Here is a 14,056-nt window from a genome sequence, read left to right as displayed (position 1 = left end):
CCCGGCACCCGCCGGGTGCGACAGCGCTCAACCGGACCGCGCCCCTGCCTCGCTGGACCCGCCGCCGAGGTCGCTGGGGGGACCTGACGGCGGGCGCGTGTCGACGACCCGGTTCTGCCCACGGGCAGAACCTCCCCCGTTCGTCGATACGCTCGAAAAGCTACCGGGCCCGGCGATAAGAAATCGATAAGCGACGTTCGCCCAGGTCAACGCCCCACGTCGACGAGGGCTGAACCCAGTTCGGCGAGGCGGCGCTCGACATCGAGGCGCTCCGGTACGCCCATCCGGCGGAAGATCGCCAACGCCCGCTCCCAGTGCCGCCGGGCCTCGGTCGGGTCGACGGCACTGAAATGCTCCGCGAGGCCCGCCAACGCACGCCCCTGCTCGTGCGGGTGGGCGATCCGCGTCGCCAACCGCAGGGCCTCGCGATGCATCTCGGCCGCCTCGCGGTCAAGCCCGCGTGCCCGCAGCGTCCGGCCCAACTCGTTCAACGCCGCGGCCTCGATGTGCCGCTCGCCCGAACCGACCGCGAGGGCCCGCCCCATCTCATGCTCCTGCTGGGCCTCCGCCAAACGACCAAGACCGCGGTAGGCGATGCCGAGGTCGAGGCGTACCTCTGCCTCGCCGTATCGGTGGCCGGTGCGGTCGCGAAGCGCCAGCGAGGCCCTGAGGATCCTGATCGCCTGATGGAGGTCTCCCATCCGGGTGCGTACCGCTCCGATATGGCTGAGAGCGTTGAGGACGTGGAACTCGCTCGAGTTGGTTCGGGCCCAGGCCAGGTGACGCCGGTGTATCCATAACGCCTCTTCGTAACGACCCAGTGACGTGAGGGCTATGCCGACATTCGGTAACGCGTTCGGAGCTCCTGCGTTGCCGTAGCCCCGGTAGTCACGCAGCTGTTCCATACCGAGTGCCACTGCCTCGCTCAGATTGCCGCTCCAGTAGTGGACCGGGGCGAGATTGGCCTGGTAGCGAGCCGTGTTCAGCACGTCCCGGGATTCCTTGGAAAGCTCGACCGCGCGGGTCAGGTGTTTCAGGGCTTCCCGGTTGTCGCCGGTCCGGACGTAGGCGGAGGCCAGGTAGTTCTGCATCAGCGCCGTCGACTCGACGTTGCCCGTCGCCTCTGCCGCTGCCAGCCCCTGCTGGTGGGTCGTGATGATGTCCTCGAAGTATCCGCGGATGTAGCAGAACCGCCACAGGGCGCGAGCCAGCCGCCAGGCGTGCTCGTAGAAGCCCGACTCATGCGCCGACGCCACCATCGTCACGAGGTCCGCCCGCTCGGCCTCCAACCACTCGACGCTCGGCTCGCCAAGAGCCTCCAGCAGTTCAGGCCTGCCGAATGGAAGGTGACTGACCTGGCTTCCGATGACGACGGGCTCGATGATCTCAGCAATCCGCAGAGCCGCCGCCAGGGTGAAGTCGAGCAGTTGGGCCAGGGCCGACCGGCGGTCCCGCGCCGAATCGACGTACAGGCACAGCTCGACGGAGTATTGACGCATCAGGTCGTGCAATCCGTACTGCCGGGAGTTCAGATCCTCCACCAGGTGCCTGTCGGTGAGGTCGTCGAGAGCCGCGTGGGCTTCCGCCACCGTCAGCCCGGTCAGTGCCGCGACCGCCGTTGGGCTGAACCGGCTACCGGGGTACAGACCCAGAAAGCGGAAGACCCGCTTGGTCGACTCGGGGAGAGGTTCGTAGGAGGCGGCGAACGCGCCGGTGACTGTGCTGTTCTCCCCGGCCAGATGGAGGAGAACCGACGCCGCGCCGGCCATCTGTGCCGCGAGATCCGCCAACCGCCAACCACGTCGGTGCGCCAGCCGGGCGCCAGCCAGCCGAATCGCCAGAGGAAGATGGCCGCACCGTCGGACCACCTCGACCGCTGCTTCCGGCTCGGCGTCGACCCGCTCCCGCCCCACACTCAAGGCCAACAGGTCGACGCCCTCCCGAGACGACATGACCGGCAGGGACTGCGACGCGCCGAGGTCCGGGTGGGTGAGTCGGCGTCGAGACGTCACCAGCACGACGGCGGTGGGCTCGATCGGCAGAAGGGGCAGGATCTGGTCGCTGCTGGCGGCGTTGTCCAGAATGATCACCGACCTTCGGCGGGCCAGCTCGCGTCGCCAGAGTTCCGTCCTGTCGTCGAGGTCAACCGGCACCCGCTCGGGCGGCACCCCAAGCTGGCGGAGGAGGACGACAAGAGCCGACGCCGGTCCAACCAGGTCTTTCTCGCCATGCCCCCGCAGGTCGACGTACAGACGGGCATCCGGGTACCGGTCGCTCAGCCGGCGGGCCAGGTGCACGGCGAGTGTTGTCTTGCCGCTGCCGGCCATTCCGTCGATGACGTGCACGGCCGGGACGCGCTCCTCGACACGCCGTGTCTCCGCCAACAGCCTGGCCACGACGGCGTCCCGACCAACGAAGTCGGTGACCGAACGAGGCAAATGATCCACCACTGGGGGCAACTGCTTCGTCGTCGAGTCACCCGCCGGTGCCGGTGCGGACACAGCGCGGCGCCCAACCGCGCCTTTGCTCGGGCCGGGGACGTCGGGTACCGGGCTCGGCGCCTCGGCGAGGATCCTGCGCCGCAACTTTTCCAGGCTGGCCCCCGGGCTCACTCCCAACTCCGTCATCAGATGCCTGCGAATCTCGTCATACGCGACAAGCGCCTCCGCGTTGTCACCGCGCTCGTGCAGGGCCCGCATGAGAAGGAGGTATGTCGGCTCTCGGAGCGGATGAAGTGCAGTCACCGCCCGCAGTGACGGAATCGCGAGGTCATCCCGCCCGGATCGCAGATGAACCTCGGCGAGGAGTTCCACGGCCAGAAGACGCTCCTCCTCCGCAGCGACGGTTCGAGCCGTCAGGACGGGCCCAAGCGGGACGCCGGCGAGCATGGGACCCTGCCACCGCGCCAGTGCGCGGCCCAACAGTTCCGACGCACGCGAGAGGTCGCCAGCGCCCAGAGCGTCCCGGCCAGCGCAAAGCTCGTCCTGGAAGCGGAAGACGTCGATCACATCCGGCCGCAAGGCGAGTCGATAGCCGTCGCCCTGCCGCACGAGAGTCGCGTCCGCGAGCGCTAACGTCTCGAACTCCCGGCGAAGATTGGCCGCATAGGTCCGCACATTCGCCACAGCGGAACACGGAGGACGATCGGCCCACAGCTCGTCTATGAGGCTGGCCAACGTCACCAACTGGCCTGGCTGGACCGCGAGCATCGCGAAGATTACCCGTTGTTTGGGCGTGCCCAGGTGCAACTTGTGGTCGGCAAGCAGCACCTCCAGGCCACCCAGCAGGTTGATCTCCACCGGCCCTCCGAATTCGCGTCTATCGGTGTCTAGCTGATCACACTGGGGAAGGTTAACGGTGGTCAGAATGCAGGCCAATCCTCCAACGAGACACCTCAAATCCACACCGACCAGACGACGGAGCGCAGATTCTGTCCAACCGGATTGATCGGAGCCCAAACTGACGGATGAGGCTGGACGCGCACCGTCGCCAGACTGTGGGGGGACGGAGCAATGCCGATAGCCTCTCAGCAGCGCGCGCGCAAGCTGCGGATCACCAGTGCAGCACGACCGCGCTCCGCTCAGGTGGCATGGACAGACCGTCACAAAGGCCGCCGGCTTGGCTAATGTTGCGTATACCGACATTTATCGCTACTAAAACTGCCTAACTCCTCTTAGGCTCCCATCACAAGAACGGATCCGGAATACGGAAACGGCCGGACGAGTGGAGGGAGCATGCAATGCGCGGCAGCGACTGGATGTGACAGCGAGGTGGCACCACGCGGTAAGCTCCCGTCGTCAACACGTAACTGTCGGCGACGACAGGAGCTTCATGAGCCGGGTGTCACCGCAGAATCCCAGGACGGATCGACGGCTTTCGCTGCTCGTTGGTCTCGTCGTCGCAATGGCAATCGTTCCCACAGGCCTCGCTGGCACCGACGTGTTGACCCGTCCACCCGCCTCGGTAGGCGACGGGGCGACGATCGTGGCGCTGATCTTCATGACTGCGCTTGGCACGATCGTCATGGCACCCATCCGAATCCGCTCGACCACACATGCCATCACCTGGGTCGAGACGGCGGTCGTCATAGGACTCGCCGTAGCGCCACCCTCCTGGGTGGTGCTGGCAACGGGGGCCGGCGTCGGTGTGGCGTCAGCCATCATGAAGCTGCCGATGATCAAGGCGGCCTTCGGAGTCAGCAAGAACGTTTTGGTGGCCGGCGGGGCGAGTGTCGCCGCACTGGCCGTTGACTGGCAGTGGCCCTCGGCCAGCGTGGTCGATCTGGCCACCCTCCTCGGTGCGATCTACCTGGTAGCGGCACTCCTCGACGACCTGCTCGCAATCCCGGTGATCGCGCTGGCCACCGGGACACCTGTCTCCCGTCAGTTCTTGAACAACCTCGACCTGCGGATCGCCGGCTTCGGCGTGCGGTTCATCGTGGCTGTCTGCACGCTACTCATCCTTCGCGAAGACCCCCGACTACTGCTTGCCGTCCCCCCACTGATGTTGAGCCTGCACCTGGCCTACTCCGCGCGCATCCGAGGCCGCACCGAGCAGCAGGCGTGGCAGCGGCTCGCCCGCACCACCGACGCGCTCAACGTGGTCGACCTGGACGACGTGCTCACCACCGCCGTCACCCAGGCCGCCGAGTTGTTCTCCGCCGACGAGGTCGAGATCGAGCTGCGCGACGGCGGTCGCACCGTTCGGGGCGGCACCGGCGGCATCGCCTTCGACGGGCCGACCGGCACGCCCACCGACGTGGACGGCACCGTCGTGCCCACCCCGCTGGAGGGCCACGACCGCTCCGTCGACGTCGGCATCCTGCGCCTGCGCTTCCGTGGGCCGGTGCAGCTCTCCGAGCGGGAGCAGTACACGCTGCGCACCTTCGCCTCGGCGCTGTGCACGGCGGTCCGCAACGCCCAGGCGTACGCCGAGCTGGCCCGTGTCGCCGACGAGCACGCGTACGCCGCCACCCACGACGCGCTCACCGACCTCGCCAACCGACGGCACCTGCTCGACCAGGGCACCGAGCATCTGAGTGCCCGGCACGCGGACGGGGTGACCGCACTGGTGTTGATCGACCTCAACCACTTCAAGGAGGTCAACGACACCCTCGGCCACGCCGCCGGCGACCAGGTGCTGGTCCAGGTCGCCGACCGGCTGCGACGCGCCGCCGCCTCCAGCGATCTGGTGGCACGCCTCGGCGGGGACGAGTTCGCCGTACTCCTGCGTGGGCTACCGGCCCCCGCGGTGGCCGCGCACCGGGCCGAGACGCTGCTCGCCGCCCTGCACGAGCCGTTCGAGCTGGACGGCATGCGCATCAGCGTCGAGGCCAGCGGCGGGATCTCCGTCGCCCCGGCCAGTGGCGGCATGGCCGAGCTGCTGCGCCGCGCGGACGTCGCGATGTACCAGGCGAAACGAGCCGGCCAGCGGATCTCCACGTACGCCCCGACCCGGGACACCGCAGACCTGAACCGCCTCACCCTCGGCGGCGACCTGCCCCGGGCCGTCGCCGACCACGAGTTCATCGTCAACTTCCAGCCGATCGTGGACCTCGGCACCGGCGAGGTGACCAGCGCGGAGGCACTGGCCCGCTGGCACCACCCCACCCACGGGCTGATCGATCCGCTGCGCTTCCTGGAGGCGGTGGAGCGTTCGGGAATGCTGCCGGCCTTCGCCGAGGCGATCCTCGACCAGGCACTGATCGCCGCGGCCAACTGGCGCGACGCCGGCTTCGACGTACCGGTCGCGGTCAACGTGTCGCCGCGCAGCCTGCTCGACGCACGCTTCCCCGGCTCGGTGCTGGCCCGACTGCGTGCCCACGACCTTCCGCCGGACCGGCTGGTGCTGGAGCTGACCGAGACGTTGACACTCAGCCAGCTCGACGTGGTCGACCGGGTGCTCAGCCGGCTACGCGACGAGGGCGTGCGGTTGGCGCTTGACGACTTCGGCACCGGCTACTCCTCACTCTCCCTGCTCTCCCGGATCCCGGTGCACGAGCTGAAGATCGATCGCAGCTTCGTGACGACCATGGAGAGCTCGGCCGAGGCCGCGGCAGTCATCCGCTCCACCCTCGACCTGGGCCGCAGCCTCGACCTGGCGGTGGTGGCCGAGGGCGTGGAGAGCGAGCCGCAGCGACGTGCCCTCTGGGAGTTGGGCTGCGTGGCCGGCCAGGGCCACCTGTTCGCCCGGCCGATGCCCGCCGGCACCCTGCTCGCCGCGTTGCAGCGCGGGTCGGGCGGCCAACCCGGCACTCTGGCGCCACCGCTGCACGACACCGGCGCGGTGATCCGGCTGAGCCAGACCCGCCGTCAGGGCGGGCGTTCCCGCCCCGACCGCCTTCCGCACCTGCCCGCCTGAGCGGGGCACGAGCACGACATGCCGCCGCCGGTGTGACCGGCGCCGGCCGGAACCCCGCGGGCAACCGGGTGAGCAGCGAGGTCTGCCAGACTGGCGCTCGTGATCGCCGACGCCCCGACCGCCAGCCGCAACCGCTGGCGGACGTTCGACACCGCCGCCGGCGGGCTCGCCCTCGACCTGGTGCTCTACGCCGTGTCGGGGGTCTTCGCGGCGATCACCGCGCTCACGTCGACCCTGCTGCCGCACCGCGCCTGGGGTGCGGTCGCCGCCGTCGGCTACCTGGTCGCGACGCTCGCGGTGATCGTTCAACTCCTCCTGCGTCGACGCGACCCGGCGACCCGACTGGCCGGCCTGCCGACCCGCTGGGCGGTGACCGGTCTCGTGTGGGCGAGCACCGCGCTGCTACCCGCGCTCTGGCAGAGCGTCGAGCGGGCCACCGGACGCGCCGACCGCGCGCAGGAGGAGGTGCTGGTCGTCGAGCAGGCCGGCACCCGCCTGCTGGAGCACGGCACGCCGTACCTCGGCCGAGACGCGATCGCCGCCCTGCCGGCCGGTGAACAACTGCTCGGATACACGCCGTACCAACCGGGCATGGCGCTGTTCGGCCTGCCCCGGGCACTCGCCGACACCTGGTGGACCGACGCCCGGGTGTGGTTCGCGGTGGGCACGGCGCTGGCGCTCGCCCTGGCCGTGGCCGCCCTGCGCGCCGCACGCGGCACCGCCGGCGGTCCTCTCGTCGGGGCGCACCCGTCCGACGCCGCGCTGCTGCGGGGCGTGCAGGCCGCCACCGTCCTGCCGATCTGCGCGCTCACCCTCGCCACCGGCGGCGACGACATGCCCGTACTCGCGCTCTGCCTGCTGGCCCTCGCCCTCGCCGCCGCCGGTCGGCCCGGCCGGGCCGGCCTCGCGGTCGGACTGGCGGGCGCGCTGAAGCTGTTCGCCTGGCCGATCGCCCTGGTCCTGATCGTCTGGGGTCTGACCAGGCGAGCCGGAGCCCGCGTCGCGGCCGGCGCGATCGGGTTGCCCGTCGCCGCCCTGCTCCCCGCCCTGCTGGTCGACCGCGACGCGCTGACCGAGAACGTGCTGCGCTTCCCGCTCGGGCACGGCCTGGTCACCAGCCCGGCGCAGTCTCCGTTCCCCGGTCAGCTGATCGCCGCCACGCTCCCCGGTGGCCGGCTGATCGCCGCCGCCCTGCTGGTCGCGGCCGGCGTGGCCATCGCCGTCCGACTCGCGCGCCGCCCGCCGGACACGGCCGCCGCCACCGCGCTGATCTGCGGGTACGGACTCCTCGCCGCAATCGCTCTGATGCCGTCCACCCGATTCGGGTACCTGCTGTACCCGCTGGCCCTGCTCACCTGGGCTCCCGCCCTGCGCAGCCCCGACACCGCACCGACCACCCCGGCGCCCGATCCCGTGCCCGGTCGGGCCACATCGGTCTAACCGGCGGGCGAAACGCCGCCACACGGCGTACACCTGAAGACATGACCACCTACCGCGACCGCGCCGAGGCGGGCCGGGTGCTCGCCGAGCGGCTCACCGCCCTCGTCGGCGAACCGGACACGGTAGTCCTCGGCCTCGTCCGCGGCGGCGTACCGGTGGCCCGCGTCGTCGCCGAACGGCTCGGCGCCCCCCTCGACGTGCTGGTCGTCCGCAAGCTCGGCATGCCCTGGGCCCGGGAGGTCGCCTTCGGGGCGCTCGGCCCGGGCGGGGTGCAGGTGCTCAACGACGCGATGGCCAGCCGCCTCAGCAGCGACGACATCGCCGAGGTCAGCCGCCGCGAACAGGTCGAGTTGGAGCGCCGCGAGCGGCTCTACCGGGGCGGTCGTCCACCGCTGGACCTCACCGGCCGCGTCGCCGTGATCGTCGACGACGGTCTGGCCACCGGCGCGACCGCCCGCGCGGCAGTCGAGGTCGTCCGCCGGCTCGGCGCCCGCCGGGTGGTGGTGGCCGTGCCGGTCGGCGCGCAGGAGGCGTACGAGCTTCTGGCCGCCGAGGCCGACCAGGTCGTCTGCGCGCAGCGCCCTTCGGATTTCGGCGCGGTGAGCGTCTACTACGACGACTTCCACGAGGTCTCCGACGACGAGGTCACCGACGCGCTCACAGCAACCGCTTAGCTCGACCAGGTACCGTCGGGTGATGAATAGCCTCACCTGTCCCAAGTGTCACGGCGAAATGCGTCAATACGAGCGCAGCGGTGTCGTCATCGACCAGTGCGGGGAGTGCCGGGGCATCTTCCTCGACCGCGGCGAGTTGGAGAAGCTGTTCGAGGCAGAGGCCAACTGGAGCCGCCAGCAGGCCGGCGGCCCGCCGCCGCAGCCCGTTCAGCAGCCGGGCGGCTACCCGCCGCCGCACGCCCCGGCGCAGCACCAGCCCGGCTACGGCGCGGTTCCCCCGCCGCCGCCCCCGCCGCCCGTTCACGGCTACCCGCCGGCGCCTGCCTACGGTCAGCAGCACCAGGGCTACCACGGGCACTACCGGCACAAGAAGCGCAAGGGCTTCCTCGACGAGATGTTCGGCTGAGCCCGACCGTCATCCCAGGTGACGGGCCTCTGGGTCACGGCTGTGACTCAGAGGCACGTCACCCGTGGCCCGTAGGTTGGCGGCCGGGGTGCGTTCTGCGAGGCTGCATCGCATGACCGAGATCCGGCCGGACGAGGCTCTCGCCCAGGCGTACGACGGCATCACGGCGGTGGTCGACGGCCTGGACGACGCGCACCTGCAACGAGCGACCCGCTGCCAGGGCTGGCTCGTCGCGGACCTGCTGCTGCACGTGCTCGGCGACGCCCAGCGGGCCCTCGTGGCCCTGGCCAGCCCCGTCGACGGTCCCGCCGACGTGGACGACGTGTCCTACTGGCGCGGCTTCCCGGGCGGCGATGACCAGGCCGCCCGGCACGCCTGGTGGGTGCGCCGGTCGGCGTCCGCCTTCGACCTGCCGATCGGCATCGTCCGCCTCTGGAAGGAGACCGCGCCGGCGGCGGTCCGCGCCGCCGCGTCGGCGGACCCCGAGGGGTACGTCACCACGCAGGGGCACGTGCTCCGCGTACCGGATCTCCTGGCCACCCTGACCACCGAGGCCGTGGTGCACCACCTGGATCTGACGCCGGAGCTGCCGGAAGCGCCGCCACCCGGCCCACTGGCGGTACGGGTCGCCGTCTCCACGATGGACGGCCTGTTGAGCGACGACGCGGTCCGCCCCGCCGGATGGGACGACAACGAGTTTCTCCTGAAGGCCACCGGCAGGATCCCGCTCACCGACCGGGACCGACTGGAGTTGGGTGAGGCGGCGGGCTGGTTCCCCCTGCTCGGCTGACCGATCCGGTACGCCTCAGCCGATGGCCATGTCGACAAAGCGGGACAGGTGCAGCTGGGCCGCGACCGTCACCGTGTCGGTCGGCCCATTCCGATGCTTGGCAACAATAAAATCCGCCTCTCCCGCCCGCGGCGACTCCTTGTCGTAGTAGTCGTCGCGGTGCAGCAGGATGACAACATCGGCATCCTGCTCGATCGAGTTGTGGGTGGCGATGCCGTTGGCGATGAAGTTGTGCTTCTCAAGCACGGTCGCGTCGAACACCTCCTGCTCACCGATCGACTCGATGGACACGATCGAGTCCCAGAAGATGTCGTTGGTGGCGTGTAGGTCCAGGTCCGCCGCGTCGAGAACGCCAGCAATGGCCGCCAGCCGGGAGCGGCTGGGGGCACGCTTCCAGAGGGTGCTGCCGCAGAACTGGGTACCGATGGCCTTCGCAAACTCGCGGTGGGACATCCCCTGCTCGACCAGGATCCCCTTGACCCTGGCCCACACCTCGCGCGGCACCGTGTCGACGTTTGTGTTGCTGTCCATCGCCTCCAACGAGGCAAGGAGAGCGGCACAACCCTCCGACCGTTGCCCGTGGACGCCAATCTCGCGCAGGAACCTCAACTGGTCGTCGCGCCCGGAGATGTCGAGTGTGTACTGCGGACGATGACCCGCTACTGGAACGTCCTTCAGCCGGGCTGTGATGCCGTACCTCAGGAGCAGTCGAGAGATGTCCTCAAGCATTCGTCGGCTCGTGGACGCGAAGTAGACGCGTCCGCCGCGACCTGACTTGTTGACGGTCGCCGACCCGTCCGTCGACCAGAGGTGGCGCAGGAATGTAGTGATCTGCTCCTTCGGTAGGCTGAAGAGAGGCGGGGGGAGGAATTTCTCGTGTGATCTGAGGCCGAAGAGCCCCAAGCTGTCCAGCCACTCCGCGATCGGGTTACGTCGACCACGCGCCAGTCGGTAAGGAGCGGGCAGGCGAAGCGTGGTCACTCTGGCCGCCGGGTAGTCGTCACGCACGGCGCTGATCCCGAAATGCTTCGCCGCGTCCGTCACCGCCTGGAGGTTCAGCTCATCGCAACTCGCGTAACGGATCGGCTGCCGGCGCACGAAGGAACCATCGCCGAGGAGATGCGCCAACATGACGACCTCGGCCTCGTCCCACGGCCGGACGGCCATGGGAGGTGGCAGGTGTCGCGGCGTAGCGATGCGGTCTCCCGGCGAGAGTTCGCCCAGGGGCACCCATCCGGTGAATGCTAGGAACGGGTGGTTGGCTGTGGCGTCAATTCGCTTGCCCGAAGCGAGGGTCAAACGGAAGACCTCGCGGGTGCCACTAGGAAAGACGTGGGTCATGGTGCGCGGGGTGTAGCGAAGGCCCTCATCCAGTGCCCAGACCGGGATGTCCTTCGCGCTGTTGGCGAGCAGCTCACCGAGCGTGATTTCGCTGTTGTCGTCCGCCCGTATCAGCCGGGTATCAGCCGTGAGACACCCAGATTCCCGCAGATCGGACAGCTGGGGGCGCTTGTCGGTGCGCTGCTCGGGGCCACGGTTCAGCTGACTCACCGCGATGACCGGGCACTCGACCTCCTTGGCGAGCAGCTTCAGGCCACGGGAAAGGTCCGCGACCTCCTGCTGCCGGCTCTCGGTGCGCTTCGGCGAGGTCATCAGCTGGAGATAGTCGACGACGATCATCTTGAGGTCGTGTCGCTGCTTGAGCCGGCGAGCCTTCGCCCGAATCTCCATGAGGTTCATGCTCGGGGTGTCGTCGACGAACAGCGGCGCCTCACTGATCTCACCCATGCACCGGGCCAGCTTGGTCCAGTCGTCGTCGGAGAGCTGCCCGCTGCGCAGCACGTGCAGCGGCACTCGCGCCTCGGCCGAGAGCAGTCGCATGACGATCTCGACCTTGCTCATTTCGAGCGAGAAGATGGCGGCGGCCTGGTTAGCACGAATAGCAGCATTTCGGGCAAAGTCCATACTTGCCGTGCTGTTGTGGGTGGGAATCATCGCCCGGCTGGCCAGGTAGAGATGCTCGGGGTTGTCGACCGTGACGCACCGGACCGGCACACTCGGCACCTGACGTACGTCAACGATGTACCGCGAGGTCGTCCGGACGTCGGAGGTGCTCCGGCGACGTTCGACGTGCGCGTCCTGCTTGCGCTTGAGCCGGAAGACGACGTCGGGGGTGGAGAAGTTCAACGTGTACGCGATCGACGACTCGTTTGTGCGGCCGCGCACCTGCTTGGTGTTGACCGTGCAGCGGTAGCCGAGGCTGACGATGAGTTCGCGTACGTCCTCCGCCAGTCGCTTCGAGGTCGACGTGTACTGCAGGTTACCGGTGGGGGCGACGGTGCCGTCGGTGTCCATCAGGCCAGCCAGCAGCGCCCGGCGCTGCGCCTCGGAGGCGCGTAGGTAGGCATCAGGGATGTGTTTGTCGGCCGCTACCCCGATCTGACGCAGCAGCCCGAGGAAGGAACCGTTGCGATGCCGGCAGTCCGCACACTTCCTGGTCGCCGGATTCTCCACCAACGCTCTGGTGGAAACGCCGCAGTCCGCGCAGACGCCGTCCGCCTGAGCAACCGGCGTGGGCTGCAGCAGAACGGTGTAGACCATCGGCCCGCTGGGCCGCACGGCGAAGCCGTCCGCCTCGACGTGCGTGAGCATGTCCGGATCTGCGGTGGTGAAGCGGCTGGCGCCGGTGTGCCCGTCCCCGAGCCATGCCCCCAACGTGTAGGGCGGAACCAGCAGATCGCGTTCCGGGAGTTGGAGGGGGGCGCAGTTCTGTACGGCATGGTTGAGCCGTCGGTCGGCGGTGTCAGTACGCAGCGTGGCCGCGATCTCGGCAGTGGTGACGACGCCATCATGGTCGACCCGGCTGCCTGCGTTGACCTCCCGCTCAGCCCGTTCGAGAAGCGCTGTCACCAGCGGACCGGCCGGGTAGGCGGGCGCAGTCCAGTTCCTCGTCTTGCCGTTGCGGACGATCGGGCGGCTGATCCGGCCGGTCGACCCGACCTGACGCGCGACGGTGTGCAGGACGTGCCGGAACTCCGGCCCGACCTGCTCGAGCGTGTCGAAAAGGGTGATCGGCTGATTTCCCGCGGCGCCGAGCGTCTCGCGGGCCGCACGCAGGTTGGTCAGCGACGATTCGGGCCAGTGCCGCGTCCGCCGCGCCGGGCTCTGGCGACGGCTCGCTCGGGTGGTCGTCTTCCACAGGTGCTCCGCGTCCGCCACGATGACGGTGCCGTCGGAGAACTCCACCTCATAGCAGGGACGGTCGTGCATCACGTCGAAGGCGCGTGTGACAGTGGTCGGGGAGCCGTCCGCCGCCAGTAGTTGATCGCCCGCCTTGACCTCACCCATCGTGGTCCAGCCGTCAGGGGTCGGCAGAGGGGTGTCGAGCGCGAGCGCCTTGCCCAAACCCGGCCTGCCGGCCACGATGATCAATTGGCCGGCGTGCAGGCCGTTGAGCAGCCGGTCCAGGTCGGTGAAGCCGGTCGGCACACCGGTCATCATTCCGCCCTGCGCACCCACCGCCTCGATCTCGTCGAGCGTCGGCTGGAGCATGTCGGCCAGGATCGCGAAGTCCTCGCTGACCCGCCGTTCGGTGACGTCGTAGACCGCCTGCTGCGCGAGGTCCACGACATCGTCGACGTCGCGGCTGCCGCCGCTGGCGGTGCCGTAGCCGAGTTGCACGATCTTGGTGCCGGCCTCGACGAGCCGGCGCAGCACCGCCCGCTCGCTGACGATCCGCGCGTAGTAGGCGGCGTTCGCGGCGGTGGGCACGCTCGCGATGAGGGTGTGCAGGTAGGGCGCCCCGCCGACACGGACGAGGTCGCCGGAGTCGGCGAGTGCCGCCGCAACGGTGATCGAGTCGGCCGGCTCACCCCGGCCGTAGATGTCCAGGATGATGTCGAAGATGGTGGCGTGCACCGGCCGGTAGAAGTCGTTGGTCTTGAGGATCTCGACGACGTCGGCGATGGCGTCCTTGGAGAGCAGCATGCCGCCGAGGACGCACTGCTCGGCGGCGACGTCCTGGGGCGGGGTCTTGTCGAACTGGCCGTCCCGCTGCACGGGCGGCTGGCCGCCGCCGGGCCGTGACTCCGCCCGCCTGTCGTCGGTGACCGACACGGGTCCCCCCTCCACTGCGTCGGATCCGGTCCCAGCTCTACCGCCGGGGTACGACAGTTCCCTCCGACCAGGCCGGTCGATCGGGGGCCATCGCGCCGGCGGTCGAGGGCCAACCATACGGACCCCGAGGTCAGCGACTCAACAAGCCCGGTGGACGAGCCTCGGGACAACCTGTGGACACCGGTGGACGAGCATGTGCGCAGGGTGTGCACAGGCTGTGGACAACGGTTGGGGAATTCTCGGCCACAAGGCTCTGAGCTGCTGAAACGC

8 protein-coding genes are annotated in these 14,056 nt (G+C 69.4%); 6 read left to right on the top strand and 2 right to left on the bottom strand.

The features are described from left to right. Positions 1-206: 206 nt before the first annotated feature. Positions 207-3,299, bottom strand: coding sequence for a BTAD domain-containing putative transcriptional regulator (locus AB0B39_RS07400; RefSeq protein WP_357573726.1), 3,093 nt, complete (start codon positions 3,297-3,299; stop codon positions 207-209). Between the two features lie 532 nt (positions 3,300-3,831). Between AB0B39_RS07400 and AB0B39_RS07395 the strand changes: the two genes are divergently transcribed. The 5 genes from AB0B39_RS07395 to AB0B39_RS07375 all read left to right on the top strand — a co-directional run bounded on the left by AB0B39_RS07395 (position 3,832) and on the right by AB0B39_RS07375 (position 9,670). Continuing rightward, positions 3,832-6,360 carry a bifunctional diguanylate cyclase/phosphodiesterase gene (locus AB0B39_RS07395; protein ID WP_357573725.1) on the top strand — a complete coding sequence of 843 codons (2,529 nt, stop codon included), beginning with the start codon at positions 3,832-3,834 and terminating at the stop codon, positions 6,358-6,360. A 99-nt stretch (positions 6,361-6,459) separates the two neighbouring features. Then, a complete protein-coding gene (locus AB0B39_RS07390; RefSeq protein WP_357573724.1) occupies positions 6,460-7,800 on the top strand; it encodes a glycosyltransferase 87 family protein in 1,341 nt (446 codons plus the stop codon). Positions 7,801-7,841: 41 nt separating this feature from the next. After that, positions 7,842-8,474: a phosphoribosyltransferase family protein gene (locus AB0B39_RS07385; RefSeq protein ID WP_357573723.1), complete on the top strand. Its 633-nt coding sequence runs from the start codon at positions 7,842-7,844 to the stop codon at positions 8,472-8,474. A gap of 22 nt (positions 8,475-8,496) precedes the next feature. Further along, on the top strand, positions 8,497-8,880 hold the full coding sequence (locus AB0B39_RS07380) for a zf-TFIIB domain-containing protein (RefSeq protein ID WP_234582683.1): 384 nt from the start codon (positions 8,497-8,499) through the stop codon (positions 8,878-8,880). Between the two features lie 112 nt (positions 8,881-8,992). Next, positions 8,993-9,670, top strand: coding sequence for a maleylpyruvate isomerase N-terminal domain-containing protein (locus AB0B39_RS07375; protein WP_234582684.1), 678 nt, complete (start codon positions 8,993-8,995; stop codon positions 9,668-9,670). Between the two features lie 15 nt (positions 9,671-9,685). Here AB0B39_RS07375 and AB0B39_RS07370 read toward each other — a convergent pair whose 3' ends face one another. Continuing rightward, positions 9,686-13,657: a replicative DNA helicase gene (locus AB0B39_RS07370; protein WP_357573791.1), complete on the bottom strand. Its 3,972-nt coding sequence runs from the start codon at positions 13,655-13,657 to the stop codon at positions 9,686-9,688. Between AB0B39_RS07370 and AB0B39_RS07365 the strand changes: the two genes are divergently transcribed. Further along, the gene (locus AB0B39_RS07365) at positions 13,583-13,756 is read left to right on the top strand and encodes a hypothetical protein (protein WP_357573795.1); all 174 of its coding nucleotides are present in this window, start codon (positions 13,583-13,585) and stop codon (positions 13,754-13,756) included. The genes AB0B39_RS07370 and AB0B39_RS07365 overlap by 75 nt on opposite strands. Positions 13,757-14,056 lie beyond the last annotated feature (300 nt).

The organism is Micromonospora sp. NPDC049114 (genome assembly GCF_040648635.1).
Taxonomy (GTDB): domain Bacteria; phylum Actinomycetota; class Actinomycetes; order Mycobacteriales; family Micromonosporaceae; genus Micromonospora.
Note: the sequence above shows the minus strand (reverse complement) of the source record. Positions and strands in the feature narration are given on the sequence as shown.

Bases quoted from the DNA above. Each gene is read 5' to 3' on its own strand.
- AB0B39_RS07395 (WP_357573725.1), top strand. From the start codon at position 3,832: ATGAGCCGGGTGTCACCGCAGAATCCCAGGACGGATCGACGGCTTTCG.
- AB0B39_RS07385 (WP_357573723.1), top strand. From the start codon at position 7,842: ATGACCACCTACCGCGACCGCGCCGAGGCGGGCCGGGTGCTCGCCGAG.
- AB0B39_RS07380 (WP_234582683.1), top strand. From the start codon at position 8,497: ATGAATAGCCTCACCTGTCCCAAGTGTCACGGCGAAATGCGTCAATAC.
- AB0B39_RS07375 (WP_234582684.1), top strand. From the start codon at position 8,993: ATGACCGAGATCCGGCCGGACGAGGCTCTCGCCCAGGCGTACGACGGC.
- AB0B39_RS07370 (WP_357573791.1), bottom strand. From the start codon at position 13,657: ATGCTGCTCTCCAAGGACGCCATCGCCGACGTCGTCGAGATCCTCAAG.